This window comes from Novosphingobium sp. FW305-C-111 (genome assembly GCF_058783565.1).
Window position 1 is genome coordinate 146,549 of sequence record NZ_JBYSYP010000001.1, and the last position, 15,592, is coordinate 162,140.

The 15,592-nt window shown below is 69.1% G+C and carries 16 protein-coding genes; 8 read left to right on the forward strand and 8 right to left on the reverse strand.

What is annotated here, in order from left to right; translation table 11 throughout:
- Nucleotides 1-42 precede the first annotated feature (42 nt).
- The 3 genes from AC3WLD_RS00740 (at nucleotide 43) to AC3WLD_RS00750 (ending at nucleotide 4,061) form a co-directional block, all read left to right on the forward strand.
- Nucleotides 43-1,050: a TIR domain-containing protein gene (locus AC3WLD_RS00740; protein WP_492554993.1), complete on the forward strand. Its 1,008-nt coding sequence runs from the start codon at nucleotides 43-45 to the stop codon at nucleotides 1,048-1,050.
- Nucleotides 1,047-2,189: an adenylate/guanylate cyclase domain-containing protein gene (locus AC3WLD_RS00745; protein WP_492554994.1), complete on the forward strand. Its 1,143-nt coding sequence runs from the start codon at nucleotides 1,047-1,049 to the stop codon at nucleotides 2,187-2,189. Before AC3WLD_RS00740 ends, AC3WLD_RS00745 begins: the two co-directional genes overlap by 4 nt.
- Before the next feature lie 1,002 nt (nucleotides 2,190-3,191).
- Nucleotides 3,192-4,061: an energy transducer TonB gene (locus AC3WLD_RS00750; RefSeq protein WP_492554995.1), complete on the forward strand. Its 870-nt coding sequence runs from the start codon at nucleotides 3,192-3,194 to the stop codon at nucleotides 4,059-4,061.
- Here AC3WLD_RS00750 and AC3WLD_RS00755 read toward each other — a convergent pair whose 3' ends face one another.
- Complete coding sequence (locus AC3WLD_RS00755) at nucleotides 4,062-4,529, reverse strand: GNAT family N-acetyltransferase (RefSeq protein ID WP_492554996.1); 468 nt, start codon at nucleotides 4,527-4,529, stop codon at nucleotides 4,062-4,064. It lies immediately after the preceding gene.
- A 76-nt stretch (nucleotides 4,530-4,605) separates the two neighbouring features.
- On the opposite strand from AC3WLD_RS00755, the gene AC3WLD_RS00760 reads away from it, so the two are divergent.
- Both AC3WLD_RS00760 and AC3WLD_RS00765 read left to right on the forward strand, forming a co-directional pair.
- Nucleotides 4,606-5,529 (forward strand): isoaspartyl peptidase/L-asparaginase family protein, encoded by a 924-nt coding sequence (locus tag AC3WLD_RS00760; RefSeq protein ID WP_492554997.1) that lies wholly within the window; start codon nucleotides 4,606-4,608, stop codon nucleotides 5,527-5,529.
- Nucleotides 5,530-5,653: 124 nt separating this feature from the next.
- Nucleotides 5,654-6,100, forward strand: coding sequence for a hypothetical protein (locus tag AC3WLD_RS00765; protein WP_492554998.1), 447 nt, complete (start codon nucleotides 5,654-5,656; stop codon nucleotides 6,098-6,100).
- A 19-nt stretch (nucleotides 6,101-6,119) separates the two neighbouring features.
- Here the strand turns inward: AC3WLD_RS00765 and AC3WLD_RS00770 are convergent, their stop codons facing one another.
- The 7 genes from AC3WLD_RS00770 to AC3WLD_RS00800 form a co-directional block, all read right to left on the reverse strand.
- Nucleotides 6,120-7,061, reverse strand: a complete 942-nt coding sequence (locus AC3WLD_RS00770) for an RDD family protein (RefSeq protein WP_492554999.1) — start codon at nucleotides 7,059-7,061, stop codon at nucleotides 6,120-6,122.
- The gene (locus AC3WLD_RS00775; protein ID WP_492555000.1) at nucleotides 7,061-8,095 is read right to left on the reverse strand and encodes a stage II sporulation protein M; all 1,035 of its coding nucleotides are present in this window, start codon (nucleotides 8,093-8,095) and stop codon (nucleotides 7,061-7,063) included. Before AC3WLD_RS00775 ends, AC3WLD_RS00770 begins: the two co-directional genes overlap by 1 nt.
- Nucleotides 8,096-8,225: 130 nt before the next feature.
- Complete coding sequence (locus tag AC3WLD_RS00780) at nucleotides 8,226-9,551, reverse strand: DUF58 domain-containing protein (RefSeq protein WP_492555001.1); 1,326 nt, start codon at nucleotides 9,549-9,551, stop codon at nucleotides 8,226-8,228.
- 10 nt (nucleotides 9,552-9,561) lie between these two features.
- Nucleotides 9,562-10,518, reverse strand: coding sequence for an AAA family ATPase (locus AC3WLD_RS00785; protein WP_492555324.1), 957 nt, complete (start codon nucleotides 10,516-10,518; stop codon nucleotides 9,562-9,564).
- Nucleotides 10,519-10,535: 17 nt separating this feature from the next.
- Complete coding sequence (locus AC3WLD_RS00790; RefSeq protein WP_492555002.1) at nucleotides 10,536-11,849, reverse strand: DUF4350 domain-containing protein; 1,314 nt, start codon at nucleotides 11,847-11,849, stop codon at nucleotides 10,536-10,538.
- Nucleotides 11,846-12,544, reverse strand: a complete 699-nt coding sequence (locus tag AC3WLD_RS00795; RefSeq protein ID WP_492555003.1) for a hypothetical protein — start codon at nucleotides 12,542-12,544, stop codon at nucleotides 11,846-11,848. The genes AC3WLD_RS00790 and AC3WLD_RS00795 overlap by 4 nt, the downstream gene beginning before the upstream one ends.
- 57 nt (nucleotides 12,545-12,601) lie before the next feature.
- Nucleotides 12,602-14,245, reverse strand: a complete 1,644-nt coding sequence (locus AC3WLD_RS00800) for a CHASE domain-containing protein (RefSeq protein WP_492555004.1) — start codon at nucleotides 14,243-14,245, stop codon at nucleotides 12,602-12,604.
- 358 nt (nucleotides 14,246-14,603) lie between these two features.
- On the opposite strand from AC3WLD_RS00800, the gene AC3WLD_RS00805 reads away from it, so the two are divergent.
- From AC3WLD_RS00805 to AC3WLD_RS00815, 3 genes are read left to right on the forward strand one after another with little or no spacing between them, the layout of a single operon-like run.
- Nucleotides 14,604-14,696: a NepR family anti-sigma factor gene (locus AC3WLD_RS00805; RefSeq protein ID WP_492555005.1), complete on the forward strand. Its 93-nt coding sequence runs from the start codon at nucleotides 14,604-14,606 to the stop codon at nucleotides 14,694-14,696.
- A complete protein-coding gene (locus AC3WLD_RS00810; RefSeq protein WP_492555006.1) occupies nucleotides 14,689-15,321 on the forward strand; it encodes a sigma-70 family RNA polymerase sigma factor in 633 nt (210 codons plus the stop codon). Before AC3WLD_RS00805 ends, AC3WLD_RS00810 begins: the two co-directional genes overlap by 8 nt.
- Before the next feature lie 54 nt (nucleotides 15,322-15,375).
- Nucleotides 15,376-15,585: a hypothetical protein gene (locus AC3WLD_RS00815; RefSeq protein WP_492555007.1), complete on the forward strand. Its 210-nt coding sequence runs from the start codon at nucleotides 15,376-15,378 to the stop codon at nucleotides 15,583-15,585.
- Nucleotides 15,586-15,592: the final 7 nt, after the last annotated feature.

The following is a 15,592-nucleotide window of genomic DNA, read 5'->3' on the forward strand; positions in this document are numbered from 1 at the left end:
AGCCTTGCTCGCCTGACAGGTTTCCTGGGGGGACGGCCGGCGATGGTCGACGTGTTCATTTCCTACTCGCGCAGCGACCATGCCATGGTAGCCATGCTGGCCCGCGCGGTCGAGGGCGAAGGCTATGATGTATGGTGGGATGCCGAACTCCCGCCGCACCAGTCCTATGGCGATGTCATCACCGAAAAGATCGCCACGGCCCGCGCCGCGATCGTGGTGTGGTCGGCCGAGGCGGTGAAAAGCGAATGGGTCCGGGCCGAGGCCGACATGGCCCGCAACCAGAAGAAGCTCGTCCAGACCGCGCTCGGCCCGATCATGCCGCCGCTGCCGTTCAACCAGATCCAGTTCGCCGAGATCGCCGACTGGCGGGGCGAGCCCGACCATCCCGGCTGGCGCAAGGTCAAGGCGAGCCTCGCCGACCTGTGCGGCAAGCGCGAGCCGGTGGCGGGCGCACCGGCGTGGACCCCTCCGCCCGTGCCGCTCCAGCAGCCAGCCGCCGCGCCGCAAGCGTCGAAGGCGCCGCTGTTCGCAGGGATTGCAGTCGCCCTGGTGGCGATCGCGGTCGCGGGCGGTTTCGTCCTCGGCCAGCGCAAGAGCGACTCCCCCGGCCCTGTGGCGTCCGCATCGGCAACGGGCACGCCCGCGCCGGCGTCGGAACTGCAAGAGCCGAAGGTTGCGGCGTCCGCGTCATCCCCGGCGGTGACCGCGAGTGCCAGGCCGGAGGTTGCGAGCGCTCCGGTGGCTGCAGCGCCGGTTGCGCCGGAGCCGGCCGCCGACACCGGCGGGATGATCTTCCCGCAGTCCTCCGTCCGGATACTGTCGCCCTCTGAACTCCAGTCGCTGACCCCCCTCAAGGCGCGGCTCGCGCGCAATGAAATCTACGCACGGCACGGCAGGCGGTTCGTCGATCCCTACCTGCAGAAATACTTCGCGGCGATGAGCTGGTACCGTCCGACCACCGACGAGGTCGATCTCAGCGAGATCGAACTCGCCAACGTCGCCATGTTGCGCCGGCTCGAGGTTTCGCGCTCTGCAGGCGCGGTGCGATGAGCCCGATCCCACCGGTCATCGGCTACTGCGGCCGGATGTTCGACGACCAGTGCCGCGAAGCCGAAGCCGCGCTCGCCGCCACAGTCGCCGCCAGGCTCGCCGAGATGGGCATCGAGGAAGCGTTCGGCCCGCTCGCCTGCGGGGCGGACATCGTCATCGCCGAAGCGCTGCTGGCGCGGGGCGCGCGGCTCCACGTGGTGCTGCCGTTCGCCGAAGCCGACTTCATCGAGGAATCGGTGCGGAGCGGCGGGGCGAGCTGGGTTCCGCGCTTCCACGCCTGCCGCGACGGCGCGCACTCGGTCCAGTTCGCCACGCCCGGCGCGTATGTCGGCGACGACCACCAGTATGCCTACAACACCCGGCTGGTCATGGGCCTGACCGCGCTGCGGGCGCAGGAAACCGGGGCCGAGCCGGTCCAGCTGGCGATCCTTTCGGAGCATCCCTCGCTGTCGAACACCGGGCTCGCCGGGGCCAGGGCCGACGTGCGCATCTGGCAGGAGGTCGGCGGGCGGACGGTCGAGATCGGCACCGGGCCGGTCACGCGGAACCTGAAGTTTCCGCAGCACCAGTGGCCCGCAAGCGGCACCCGGCGCGAGATCCGCTCGATCATCTTCGCCGACTACAAGGGCTTCTCCCGCCTCGGCGAGCGCGAACTGCCGCTGTTCATGCACGAGGTGATGGGCCGGATCGGCACGGTCCTCACCCGCTTCGGCGACCATGTCGAGTTCCGCAACACCTGGGGCGACGCAATCTATGCGATCGTCGACAAGCCGACCACTGCGGCGCGGATCGCGCTCGAACTCCAGCGCGCGCTGCAGGACCTGCCGCCGGCGCTGACCCCGCCGGGAGAAATTTCGGGGATGCGGCTGGGCCTCCACTACGGCCCGATCTGGGTCGGCACCGACCGCATCACCGGCAATCGCATCTGGTACGGCGGCGAGGTCAACCGCACCGCCCGGATCGAGCCGGTGACCCCGGTCGGCGGCGTCTATTGCACCGAAACCTTCGCCGCGGCGCTGCTGATCGACAAGTGCGACGACTGCGCCTTCACCAGCGTCGGCCCGCAGGAGCTGGCAAAGGACTTCGGCACGGTCACGCTCTACCGCCTCGACCAGATGTGCGGGCTGACGCCGGTCTGAGGCTTGGCGGGGCGGTTGCGGCCGGCTCCCGCTTTTTGGGCTCGCGCTGAGCCGCGGAGCAAGAAAAGAGGGTTCACGCGGAGACGCGGAGATGGAGCGCCACCGGCGAAGCCGGCTTCCGGCTCGCACCGGGCGCTTGCCGCAAACCGATATTTGGAGAGGGGCCTGTCGGCCCGGCGCACCATCCTTGCGCCTTCTTCCCCTTCGCGCCTTTGCGCGAACTCCTTCTACTTCTCCGCGTCTCCGCGTCTCCGCGCGAACCCCTTTCCAACATTTCGCCGAAACGGAGCAAGTTGTTGGATACATGTAGGATTTGAATTCGTAGCCCCGACGAATCGGATCGGGAGCGGGCTAGGCCGGCCCAGCCTCGTTCTTTCGAAGCTTCGGCTTCGACGCGGCCGGCGCGGCGGCGGGTGAGAACGGGGCGCTGATACCCAAGCCCTGATCAGGCCCCCAGGCGCCAAGCCCGGATGACGGGATGGGCGGTGCTCAAGTCTCCCCATCATGGCGCGGCACAGTCAGCCGCGAGGGCGTCGTTTCGTTCGCGAGCCTGCGAGCGCCGCCCCGGCCCGTCGTCCTCACAGGCCGAGCGCATCGGGCGTCTGATCCCCTTGCGCCGTTCGCGATGCGTACAGACACCGCCCCTCCCGCGGCACATTGGCGCCGCGCTGGCCGCGCGATTCGATGGTTTCAGCTTAGCGTAACGTCCGGGGTCGCTGCCGGATGAGCTATTGTGACTTGCTCTCAGGCCCACCCCCCGACCCGCTGTTCGCTTCGCGAACGCCTGCGGCTCCCCGCTTGCGGGAGGGGGAGAGTGAAGAGCTGCCTCTCGCACAGCGCGACCGGTCCCCCTCCCGCAGGCGGGAGGGGTTAGGGGTGGGCATACCGCCGCAAAAGCGCCCAACCTCACCGCGGTCGGGCCAAGCCCGGATGCCAATCGATAGCACTGATATCGAACAACAAGCTGTTGGTTCCAGACGGCTTTCCCGCTACCATTGACGCGTGACTACCGCACGCTCGATCATCGTCGCACTGAGCCTGTGTACGCTCTGCACCCCCGCCATCGCCGCCGAAAAGCCGCCCGAGGTGCTCAAGGGCGGGTCTTGGACCATGGACTACGCCGCCGACAGCTGCCGCCTGGGCCGCTCCTTCGGAGACCCGGCCGACCCGGTGTTGCTGTTCATGGAGTTCACCCAGCCCAGCGCAGACTACAAGATCACGCTTGTCGGCAAGCGCTTCTCCACGAGCGAGTTGCGACGTGAAGTCTTGTTCCGCTGGGGCACGAGCGGCGAACCCGCCAAGAAAACGATGTCTGTCGGCAAGCTGGGTGGCGCCACCCCAATGCTCCTCAGTGCCGGTCCGAGGTTTGACAACTCTCCGCGCCCGGACGTCGGCTTCACGCCGGTTCCGTTTCTCCCGGAGGCCGCCGAACGCGCGGCCAACTCGCTCGAAATCGGGTTTCGCGGAAAGACACTCAAGCTTGAGACAGGCTCGATGTTTCCTCCCATGGAGGCAGTGAGGGCCTGTCTTGGCAAGCTGGTAGAAAGCTGGGGCCTCGATCCCGCTGAGCAAGCCAACCTCATCAGTTTGCCCAAGCCAATCGGTAGCCCGGGCGAGTGGGTCGTCAGCAAGGACTACCCAAAGGAAGCTCTGCAATCAGGCCAGCAGGCGATGACCAGCTTTCGCATGATCGTGGGTGCCGACGGCTTGCCTGAAAGCTGCAATATCCAGTCGGCAACCGCCGGCACGGGCTTTCGGGAGACGGCATGCCGGGTGGTGATGCGGAGAGCGCGGTTCGAACCGGCAAGGGACGCGCAGGGGAACCCACGCCGGTCGTATTGGGCCGAAACGATCCACTGGATCATCCCCTAATCACAGCGCCCGCGCCAAACACTGGCTGAACTCGTCCACCACATAATCCCCGAACGCCGCGCAGCTTTCGAAGCCGTGCTTGCGGTAGAGCGCCACCGCCGGCGCGAACTCCTCGGTGCGGCCGGTTTCGAGGCCGACCCAGCGGTAGCCGCGCGTCCTCGCCTCGGCCAGCAGGTGGTGGAGCATCGCCTCGCCCACGCCCTTGCCGCGCCATTCGGGGGCGGCGCGCATGGACTTCAGCTCGCCCCGCCCGGCGTCCAGTTCCTTCAGCGCCCCGATCGCGGCGAGGCTGTCACCCACCCAGGCGGAATAGAACGTCACGTCCGGGCTGCGCAGCTTGTCGAGCGGCAACGCGTGGACCTTGCACGCCGGGGAGCTCGCATGCATCCCCGACAGGTGCAACGCGACCAGGGCCTGCACCGCTTCTCCGCTCAGGTCGTCCTCGACGAGCCGCACCGCCTCGCTCATTCCCGCCCTTTCCAAACCGGTTTCATCTGATATCGCCTGCCGGCACCCCGTCCCCGATCTTGCAGGAGAGCCGACCATGGAGCAACCGCGCTGGAGCCTCGCCGTCCACGGCGGTGCGGGGTCGATGCGGCCGGGCTATGCGACGCCCGAGGAGGAGCGCGGCTACCTCGCCGGGATCGAGGCGGCGCTCGCCGCGGGCTCGGCCGTGCTGGACGGCGGCGGCAGCGCGATGGACGCGGTGGTCGCGGCGGTCATGGTGCTGGAGGACGATCCCCGCTTCAACGCCGGGCGCGGCGCGGTGTTCACCTACGCCGGGGTCAACGAACTCGACGCCGCGGTGATGGACGGGGCGACCCGCAACGCCGGAGCGGTCGCCGGGGTCACCCACACCCGCAGCCCGGTCACGCTCGCCCGCGCCGTGATGGAGCGCAGCCCCCACGTCCTGCTCAGCCGCGAAGGCGCGGAGGAATTCGCCCGCGAGCAGGGGATCGAGCAGGTCGACCCCGACTGGTTCGCCACCCCCGAACGCTGGCGGCAGCTGCAGGAGATGAAGGCCAGGAAGCTCGGCTGGTTCGACGTCGACCTGAAATACGGCACGGTCGGCGCGGTGGCGCGCGACGCTGCGGGACACCTCGCCGCGGCGACCTCGACCGGCGGGCTCACCGGCAAGCGCTGGGGCCGGATCGGGGATTCCCCGATCATCGGCGCGGGAACCTGGGCCGACGACCGCGCCTGCGCGGTCAGCGCAACCGGGGCGGGCGAGTTCTTCATCTGCGAGGGCGCGGGACACGAGATCGCGGCGCGGATGCGGCTTCTCGGCGAGGACGCGCAGACCGCGGCCGACGCGGTGATCGCCGAGATCGCCGGGCTCGGCGGCGAGGGCGGGGTGATCGTCGCCGCGCCCGACGGATCGACCGCGTTTTCGTTCAGCACGCCGGGCATGTACCGGGGCCGGGCCGACAGCAGCGGCATAAGAAAATCAGCAATTTACAGCGATTGACTCTCCCTCGCGGCTGGCGCACCAAAGGCCCGCCCAAAGGTGCAATGTCACCGGGTCGCCCTGCGCCTGACGGCCAATGGAACCGGCGGATAGTCCGCCTTTTCCGAAGCAGGGGAATGACGCCATGAAACATCTGCGCATTGCGGCCGCCGCCGCGCTTACCTTCGGTTTTGCCGCGCTCCCGGCGATGGCCGAGGACCTGCCGGTCGAACCGGGCGACTACGTCGAGATCTCGTCGATCACCGTCGATGACGGCCACACCCTCGACTACATCAACCATCTCGCCGGGCAGTGGCGCAAGGGCCAGGACTACGCCAAGGCGCAGGGCTGGATCTCGAGCTACGAAATCCTCTCGAACGAGTATCCCCGCGCCGGCGAACCCGACTTCTACCTCGTCACCCGGTTCCCGCGCTTTGCCGACCCGGCCGAGGGCAAGAAGCGCGACGACATGTACAACGCTTACATGCAGTCGACGATGGCGCAGGCCCAGGCGGCCTCTGCCGATCGGGCCAAGTACCGCCACCTGTCGGGCATGATGCTGCTGCGCAGCTGGAACTGGGCGAAGAAGTAAGGCTCTCGCCGGGGAGGGTTCAGCCCTCCCCCGAATACTTGTCGGCCTTGCGCTTGCCAAAGCGCATGCCGCGTTCCAGCCGGGCGCGCAGCTGGGTATAGTAGGCTTCGAGGAACGCGCGTTCGTCGCCCCGCCCGCTGGTCCAGCCGATCTTGTGGCAGATGGTTTCGGCGACCTCGCGCAGCGCTTCGGGCCGGTCGTCGCGCAGCACGCGTTCGAGGACCTGGAGTTCGTACTCCCCGTAGACCGCCAGTTCCGCCTCGCCGAAGCGGTATTCGGTCCCGGTCATCGCGCTGCGGCCCGAGCCGCCCTCGCCCACCGACATCGCTTTCTCGAGCTTGCGCTTGGGCGCCTCGACCACCCAGCTCCCCGCAATCAGGTCGCCGCAGCGCAGGCGGTCGCGGTTGAAGCACGGGAACAGCACGAAGACCCCGAACCAGGCGAAGGCGGAGAGCACCGCGAGCCCGGTCGAGTCGCCGCCGGTCGCGCCGGTGAAAAAGGTCAGCGGCAGGAACAGCTCGATGTCGCGGACGATGTTGCGGGCGATCACCGCCTCGGTCGTCAGCCGCCCGCCATCGCGCGAGGCGACCCGGATGCCGGAAACCCGCTTGCCCGGCGTCGCGCCTTTCGGGCCGAGCTCGAAGTAGAGGAAGTAGGCGTTCCGGAACAGGAACATCGCGATGATGTAGAGGATCGCGAGAAACTGGAGCGCGCGGCCGGTCGGACCGTCGAGGTCGTCCAGCTTGATGCCGATTCCCGCCGCCATCATGATCAGCGCGATCGTCGTCACCGTCTGGAGGAACCCGATCAGCATCAGGTCGAGCACCAGCGCCCCGGCGCGCGCCCCGCGGCTGGCGACGACCAGCGTGAGCGGCACGCCCTCGGGCGTTACCAGCTGGCGCTGGCGGTCATGCGTCGCGGCATCGCCGAAGCCGGGGCGAGAACTGGCGCGGCTCGCCATCAGGGCTGCCCTCCGGAGACGCGTCCGCGCCGCCACACGAACAGGTAGCCGATCCAGAATACCAGCATGAACCCGCCCACGGCAAAGCGGCCCTGGGTGTTGTCGATCAGCTGGCGGAAGAAGCCTTCGAGCACCGCCGCGACCACCAGCATGATCACCACTCCGGCCATGACCTGCGCCGAGCGGCGGCCCGCGGCGGCGGCGGCATCGAGCAGCGAGGCCTCGCCCGGGAACGCCATCGACCGACCGACATGGACTCCGGCCGCGCCCGCGAGGAGGATCGCGAGCAGCTCGGTCGTGCCGTGGATCGAAAGCCAGCCGACGAAGTCGACCAGCAGGCCCTGGCTGTCGAACAGCCACAGCATCGCCCCAAGCGAGGCAGTGTTGTGGACCACCAGCATCAGCGAAGGCAGCGCGAACGCGAAGCCCAGCGCGAACGCCAGGATGCAGACCTGCGCATTGTTCGAAAACAGGAACGCCGCGAACACCGACAGCGCGTCCTGATCCTGGTTGCCGAACAGGGTGCTGCGCAGCGCCTCACGGCTCGCCCCCGGCACCCGGTCCGAGGCCATGTCGCCGACCAGCGCATAGTACCATTCGGGGTCGTGGGAGACGAGCTGCCAGCCGACGATCGTCCCCGCGACCATCGCCAGCAGGACGATCAGGATGTCGAGCCAGATGCTCCGCACCGCCGCGCCCCAGCCGCCGCCGAAGAACCCGGCGAGCCACTTGCCGAGCGACTGGCGCGGACCATAGACGAGGAACCACGCGCGCTGGGCCAGTGCCTCGAGATAGGTGATGGTCGCCCGGTCGAGCGAGGTTTCGCGGGCGATGGCAAGGCTCGAGGCGACGTTGCGATAAAGCGCGGGCAGCGCCATCAGGTCGTCGTCGGACACGCGCTTGAGCTTGCCCTTCTCCATCCGCGTGACGATCTCGTCGAGCCGCTGCCATTCGTGCTCGCGCTCCAGACGGAAGCGGTCGGACCGCAGCGCCGCCTGCTCGACGGCGGTGGCCGGGTTGAAGGGGACTGTCATCGCGCACGCCCCTTCGTCATTGCGAGCCCGCGCCAGCGGGCGAAGCAATCCAAAGAGCCGCGCACGGGGGCTGGATTGCTTCGGCCTGCGGCCTCGGAATGACGATTGAGGTGATTGTGCGGGAGGAGGTTCACCCGATGCTCCCCTTGCGCTTGACCCGCAGATAGCTGTCGAGCAGCCGGTTGCCGATCGCGTCGTGCGGGGCCTCGACGATCTCGACCCCGAGGTGACGCAGGCGCTGGAGCACCAGTGCGCGCTGGCGCTCGAGCGTGGTTGCGGTCACCGCCATCGCGGCGTCCTGCATCGTCTCGACCGGGCGGCGGACGATCTCGGCCAGTTCGGCGTCGGCCATCACCACGAAGATCACGAGGTGACGTTCGACCAGCCGGCCGACGTTCTCAAGCATCAGCTCGGCGCTGGTCGGGTCGGAGAAGTCGGAGAACAGCACGACCAGGCTGCGCCGCTGGAGCCGCGACGACAGCGTCGACAGCGCAAGCGTGAAGTTCGGCTCCTCCGGCCGGTAGTCGAGCCCGGCGGCGGCGGTCTGGAGGCGGTGGAAGTCGCGGCTGGCGGTGACGAACGGCGTCGTCAGCAGAGGCCGCGCCGCGAAGGCGAACAGCGCGACCTTGTCCCCCGCCTTCAGCGCGACATAGGCGGTGGTCAGCGCGGCGGAGACGGCGCGGTCGATGCGCGGCAAGCCCTCGATCGGCTCGCACATCGCCTGTCCGCAATCGAACGCGAAGACGATCTGGTTGTTGCGCTCGGTCTCGTATTCCTTGGCATAAAGCCGTCCGTGGCGGGCCGAGCTTTTCCAGTCGATCCGGCGGCGGTCCATGCCCGGTTCGTATTCGGCGAGCGATTCGAACTCGGTCCCCTCGCCGCGGATCCGCCGCGCAATCAGGCCGAACTGGGCGTCGCGCAGGAACATCTGCAGCGCCGGGCTGCGCACTGCGGCGATGTTGGGCCAGACCCGCAAGGACAGGTCGAGCTCGCGGCTGGCCTGGCGGTGGGCGAGGCCGAGCGGCCCGGTCCAGCGCAGCCACGCCCGGTCGATCGGCCCGGTGCCGCGGCGGGTCGGGGCAAACGTCGTCTCCCCGCTCCATGCCCCGCCGGAAGGCGAGAGCGGAAGCACGATCCGCCCGCCGGGGACCAGCTTCGGGTCGAGCGAGACCGCCGCCTCCGGCCGGGCCCGTCCGGTGCCGCGGGCGATCTCGGCCAGAACGACGAGGCGGGTGTCCTCGCCCACTTCGGTGTCGGTCGGCACCACCAGGCGCAACTCGCGCAACGAGCCGGCGAACAGCGCGTCGAGCAGCACCAGGAGCAGCAGCCCGCCGCCCAGCGCCGGGGCCACCGTCCACAGCCCCGGCCGCGTTGCCGCCAGCACCAGCGCCACCGGCGCGGCCAGCGCGACGAGGATCGCGGCGCGCGCCGTGGGATAGAAGGCGGGGAGGCGCATCAGCGGCTTCTCACCGCGGCGCCTCGGTCGCCTGGATCAGGTCGGCGACGATGGTCTCGACCTGCTTGCCCTCGATCTCCGCGGCCGGGCTCAGGAGCATGCGGTGGCGCAGGACCGCGCCGGCGAGCGCCTTCACGTCGTCCGGCACCGCATAGTCGCGCCCGTCGAGCGCGGCGCGGGCGCGGGTCGCGCTGGCCAGCAGGACCGCGGCACGGGGGCTCGCGCCGGAGACGAAATCCGTGGTCTCGCGCGTTGCCCGGACCAGTCGGACGATGTAGTCGACGATGCTTTCGGCGAGCGTCACGGTCTTCACCGCCGCCGCCGCCCGGCCGATCAGCGCGGCGTCGGCGACCCGGCTCACGCCGAGGTCAGCGGGCTTGGGCGCGCCGACCCGCTCGCCATAGCGCGCAACGATCTGCGCTTCCTCCGCCGCGCTGGGATAATCGACGAGCAGCTTGAACAGGAAACGGTCGAGCTGGGCTTCGGGCAGCGGATAGACGCCCTGGCTCTCGATCGGGTTCTGCGTCGCGACGACCATGAAGCGTTCGGACAGCGGGTGGATCTCGCCGTCCAGGGTCACCCGCCGTTCCTGCATCGCCTCGAGCAGCGCGGCCTGGGTCTTGGGCGGGGTGCGGTTGATCTCGTCAGCGAGCAGCACTTCGCGGAAGATCGGCCCGCGGGTCAGGGTGAACTGGCTGGTCTGGAAGTTGAACAGGTTCGAGCCGAGAATGTCGCCCGGCATCAGGTCGGGCGTGAACTGGATGCGCCCGAAGTCGAGCCCCAGCGCGGTGGCGAAGCTCTGCGCGAGGAATGTCTTGGCCGTGCCCGGCGGGCCTTCGAGCAGGACATGCCCGGCCGAGAACAGGGCGATCAGCAGGTGATCGACCACCTCGCGCTGGCCGACCACGGCCTTGCCCACCTCGCCGCGGATCGCATTGGCAAGACCGCTCACTTCGCCGAGATTCATCGGGGGATTCATGTCGCTCACGTCAGCGCCTTCTCGATTGTCTGGAGGACGGCGGCGCGCTTCGCCACCTCGTGGGGATTGCGCGCCGCGCGCAAGTCGGCGGCGGCGCGGGAAAACGGCGGGCCGGCAACCCCGCGCCGCTCCTGGGCGCGGTCGATCGCGGCTTCGCGGGCTTCGGCATCGGCGCCGCGCGGCAGGCCGAGCACTCCGGCGAGGCGGTCGCGGGCGGCGTCGGCATAAGGCCCGGCGACCAGGTGGATGCGGCCCGTGCGGCGGATCACCCCGGCGCTGTTCTCGACCAGCGCGCCCTTGCCCAGCGCGATCGCCCGCTCGCGCCGGCGCGGCGGGCCGAAGCGGTTGAAGGCGCGCCAGGCGATGGCGAGACCGGCGAGAGCGAGGCAGATCGTCGCGGCGAGGAACGGCGGACGGAACGCCAGCGTCAGCAGGTTCTGGGTCGAGCCGAACCCGTTCTGGGTGAGGTCGAAGCGAATCGGCTCGCTGCCGGTCTCGTCGGCGGCGGCCCACAGCAGGTCGCGGGCGAGCAGCGCGGTCTGCTCGTCGGCGAGGCCGTAGTTGTCGAGCAGGTCCGGCTCGAACACCAGGATCACCGGGAAGCGGCCGTTGTCCTCTTCCTCGGCTCGGTCGACGTCGTTGCCGATGAAGTCCTCCAGCCCCGGATAGGTCTCGCCGTCGTCGATCCATGCGGCGAGGATCCGCCCGTCGCCGCTTTCGACGAGCGGGACGAGGTTCTGCCCCGCCGCCGACATCACGGTGCGATCATCGGCGAGCTTGCCCCGGCGTCCCCCGGAGACCCAGCCGCCGGCCGGCTTGTTGTCCTTCGCCGTGGTCGCCGACACGCCGAGCTCGTCGTGGAAGCCCGGCCAGCTGACCGGCTCGACGCCCCTGAGTTCGACCCAGCCTTTCTGGGCCTCCTGGTTTCTGCTGCGTGCGGCCAGCCACTTCGGCGTCACCACGATCGTCGGGCCGACATAGCGCCGCTCCTCGACGATCCGCGCCAGCTTCTCGCCGTCGAACTGCGGCGGCGGGGTCAGCACGAGCAGCCCCGGCTCCTTGAGCTCTCGGTCGCTGCGGATCTGGCGGACGGTTTCTCCGCTCGCCTTCATCATTTCGACGAGTGCGGCGTAGCCGTTGAGGCCCTTGCCCCCGGCATGGCCGCCGCCGTCGTTGGGATCGGCGCCGGGATCGTTGCCCAGCGCATAAAGCAGGCCGATGAAGCCGAGCAGCCCGATGAGCAGCATGCCGATGACGGTGCCGCGGCCGAAGCCGGCGTCGGCGGACGGCGCGCCCGAGGATGCCGCGGCGGCGCTCAACCGCCGCGCCTCAGGTCGGCAAGCGCGAAGTCGGCATAGGCGGTGCGGGCCCGCTGCCAGTCGTCCGCGCCCAGTTCCTGCAGCGCGAACAGCGAGCGTTCGACCTCGCGCGCGATCAGGCCGAACGCCTCCTTGGCGCGCCACGGCAGGCCGGTGATCCGCCCGATCTCGCGCGAGGTGCTCGACGGGGTGAGCCATTCGGGCCGTTCGGCGGCGATGTGGTGGACGCTGCGCTGGAGCAGGAGGTGCGCCGCCTCGCCGTAGCGGCCTTCGGCGGCCAGCTGGTCGGCATCGTCGAGCAGCGCGACCGCGGCGGCACGCTCGGGCGCCCACTCCGCCTCGACTTGCACGGCGGCACGGGGCTTTCTGTCCCGCCACATCGGCCAGAGCAGCGACCATGCAATCCACGCCACACCCGCGATGGCGAGGAGAATGAGCAGGATCTCGATCCCGCCCCATGCCGCGCCGAAAAACTGCGCGATCGGCTTGAACAGCGCCTCCAGCGCATCGAAGATCCACTTAAGGAAGGCCGGTGGCTCGGGCGGCGGGGCCGGCGGCTTCGGGGGCACCGCGGGGAGCGGGGCGAACTGGATATCGTTCGCCGCGCGGACCGTGCGCCAGGCCGAGGCAGCGCCATCCGCCCCCTGCTGCGCCGCCGCCATGGCGTTCAGATGCGCTGTCCCACCCGCTGTCACCCGTGCAGTCGTCGCACGGAGCAACCGCGCGCGCAAGCCGCCCTAAGCGAGACCACGTCAGCCGCCGGCGCGCATCGCGAAATCGCCGCGGCGACGGACCGGGATGATCAGGCTGCAGCGCACTCCGGTCGGCTCGAAGCGAAGATCGACCGGATTGCGCAGTTCGTGGGCGACAATCTTTTCGATGAGATCCATCCCGAACCCGCGCTTCTCCCGCGCCGTGTCGACCGGAGGCCCGTCTTCCTCGACCCATTCGATCCGGGCAAGGTCCTGGGTGAGCAGCTGCCAGTGGATCCGCACCTTGCCGTCGAGCGTCGACAGCGCGCCGTACTTGGCGGCGTTGGTCGCCAGTTCGTGAATCGCGAGGCCCAGCGAGAGCGCGTCGTTGGGGGCGAGCTCGACGTCGGGTCCCTCGATGTAGAGGTGGCGCTCGTGGTCCTGGGCATAGGGCGCAAGCTCGGCAGTGACGACCGCACGGATCGGGGTCGTGCCCCATTCCGACTGGGTCAGCAGGTCGTGCGTGGCCGAAAGTGCGCGGATGCGCCCGTCGAGGCTGTCGGCAAAGCTCGTCAGGTCGCTGGCCCGGCGCCGGGTCAGGGCAATGATCGACAGCACGTTGGCCAGCGTGTTCTTGACCCGGTGGTTGAGTTCGCGGGTCAACGAGTTGCGGATCGAGGACTGTTCCTCGAACCAGGCGAGGGCGATGCGGTCTTCCGCGGCCTGGACCGTGAGCAGCCGCGCCAGCACCAGCAGCAGCGTCGCCACCAGCAGGCCGAACAGCAGGGTCACCAGCGACAGCATCGACAGCGTCGAACTGGCCGGAGCCTCGACCCGGATCACCCACTTGCGGTTGGCGATCGTCGCCTCGCGCACCGCATAGACGCCCGACTCTTCGACCGGGGGCGATGCGACGAGCAGGTTGGCGGCGGCCGGGACCTGGTCGAAGATCTCGATTCCCACCTCGCGCTCGGCATCGGTGTCGAGAACCGAGGCGACGAACTTGCGCGCATTGAACGGGCTGTAGACAAACCCTTTGAGCCGGCGCGGCTCGTTCTTTCCGGTCATCGCATAGACCGGCATGTAGATCAGGAAGCCCGGGTCCTTGGCCTGAGGCCCTTCCTGGACCAGCACGACCTTGCCGGTTGCGGTGGGGCGCCCCTTGGCCTCCGCCTCGAGCATCGCTTCGCGGCGTGTGTCGTCCGTGAACATGTTGTAGCCGAGTGCGACGCGGTTCCGCTCGGTATCGGGCTGGAGATACATGATCGGCACCGCATAGGCCTGATCGTCGCGCGGTGCCGGGTGGACGCGGAAGTCCCCCAGGCCGAGGCGGCGCATGTTTGCCTCGGCGGCCGGGATTTCGTTGCGATCGACGCGCATCGCCCAGCCGATCCCGTCTGCCCCGCCGCCGTTGTCGTCGAGATGGAGCTGGGCGATGAAGGTCTGGAACAGCGGGGCTCCGACCACCTGCTGGGTCGCAAACAGCGCCGCGCCGGAACGCAGGTAGGCGGCGTTGGCATTGGCCCGCCGCTCGAGGCCGCTGGCGATGACCTGCGCGGTCTGGACAAGCTGGGCGTTCTCTCGCTGGCTTTCGGCCCGCTCGATCGCGAAGACCGAGACGAGCGTCACCGCCATGGTCAGCGCAAAGATCGCCACCGGTACGCCGCGCGGGTAGCGCTCGTACCAGCGCGGCGTCTTCGCCATGCCGGCTACCAGCCTTTCCACTGCCCGTTTAACCCCCTGCCTGCGCTGCCTTACGTCCTGTCGTGCCCGCTCGCGCCCGGACGGCAAAGCACAAAACGTAAGGAGCGGTCATTTCACGGGGAACCATCGGCGCATGATTTCGTTCCTGTCCAACCCCGAACATGGCAATAGCGTGCCATGGCTCGGGGCTGGGACCGTTTCATGATGTCCGATGGTGCGCATCCGTGCGCCTCGGTGGAGTCGTCCTCAGGGGGGAGGCGCAAGCAGGCTGATGTCGGAAGACCGAAAGAAGATGAAAAGCACACCGCGCCCACGCGGCACCGGTGCGAGCCGGAAGGACCCCGAATGGACGAGCAGCTTGAAGAAGCTGTACGATTCCGTCGTCGAGGAGCCCCTGCCCGACAGCTTTGCAAAATTGCTCGACCAGCTCGATTCGAGCGAAAATGGCTGACGCCCCCTCGCCGACACAGGCCGGCGCTTCGCGCGCCACCGCCTTCAAGCGCGAACTGACCGGGGTCATCCCGCACCTTCGCGCGTTCGCCCGCGGCCTTTGCGGCCGTCCCGACCTCGCCGACGATCTCGTGCAGGAAACGCTGCTCAAGGCGTGGGCCGCGCAGGAGCGGTTCGAGCCCGGCACATCGATGCGGGCGTGGACCTTCGTGATCCTGCGCAACGCCTATCTCACCGACATGCGTCGCAACCGCTTCCGCGCCGATTACGACGAGACGGTGGCCGAGCGCATCCTGACCACGCCCGCCGCGCAAGAAGGGCCGCAGCACCTTGCCGACCTTTACCGCGCGCTGCAGACCCTGCCGGACGAACGCCGCCAGGCGCTGCTGCTGGTCGGGGCCGGCGGCTTCTCCTATGAAGAGGCGGCGCAGATCTGCGACTGCGCGGTCGGCACGATCAAGAGCCGCGTCGGCCGCGCCCGCGCCACCCTGTCCGCCATGATCGAGGGTGGACAGATCCCGCGCCGTGCGATCGGCGACGTCATCGCGCACGATGCGATCATGGCCGAGCTCGACGGGACCGTGCACGCCGAGGACCGCAACCACGCCGAGGACACGGTCGAGTAGGAACCACCCGCCCGGACTGCCGTTGGTCGAGCAACAGCAATCCGGAGTGAGACCATGAGCAACGACGTGCTCGCCAACGCCGAAAAGGGCGAAGGCAACTACAAGGCGACCAAGGACTACAACGATCGCACCGAGGCCTTCCTCGAAAAGAACGAGGGCAAGGTCGAGGCGCTCGCGGAGGATGCCGCAGAGGCGCTCGACGGCGCCGAAGGCGATGAACTGCGCCGCGCGGAGGAAGAGGCGAAGTCGCACGCCCGCGACTGATCCCAAT

Coding starts and splice junctions, on each gene's coding strand:
- AC3WLD_RS00765 (WP_492554998.1), top strand. CDS start 5,654: ATGAAACATCTGCGCATTGCGGCCGCCGCCGCGCTTACCTTCGGTTTT.
- AC3WLD_RS00815 (WP_492555007.1), top strand. CDS start 15,376: ATGAGCAACGACGTGCTCGCCAACGCCGAAAAGGGCGAAGGCAACTAC.
- AC3WLD_RS00755 (WP_492554996.1), bottom strand. CDS start 4,529: ATGAGCGAGGCGGTGCGGCTCGTCGAGGACGACCTGAGCGGAGAAGCG.
- AC3WLD_RS00740 (WP_492554993.1), top strand. CDS start 43: ATGGTCGACGTGTTCATTTCCTACTCGCGCAGCGACCATGCCATGGTA.
- AC3WLD_RS00775 (WP_492555000.1), bottom strand. CDS start 8,095: ATGACAGTCCCCTTCAACCCGGCCACCGCCGTCGAGCAGGCGGCGCTG.
- AC3WLD_RS00745 (WP_492554994.1), top strand. CDS start 1,047: ATGAGCCCGATCCCACCGGTCATCGGCTACTGCGGCCGGATGTTCGAC.
- AC3WLD_RS00770 (WP_492554999.1), bottom strand. CDS start 7,061: ATGGCGAGCCGCGCCAGTTCTCGCCCCGGCTTCGGCGATGCCGCGACG.
- AC3WLD_RS00810 (WP_492555006.1), top strand. CDS start 14,689: ATGGCTGACGCCCCCTCGCCGACACAGGCCGGCGCTTCGCGCGCCACC.
- AC3WLD_RS00785 (WP_492555324.1), bottom strand. CDS start 10,518: ATGAATCTCGGCGAAGTGAGCGGTCTTGCCAATGCGATCCGCGGCGAG.
- AC3WLD_RS00800 (WP_492555004.1), bottom strand. CDS start 14,245: ATGGCGAAGACGCCGCGCTGGTACGAGCGCTACCCGCGCGGCGTACCG.
- AC3WLD_RS00780 (WP_492555001.1), bottom strand. CDS start 9,551: ATGCGCCTCCCCGCCTTCTATCCCACGGCGCGCGCCGCGATCCTCGTC.
- AC3WLD_RS00760 (WP_492554997.1), top strand. CDS start 4,606: ATGGAGCAACCGCGCTGGAGCCTCGCCGTCCACGGCGGTGCGGGGTCG.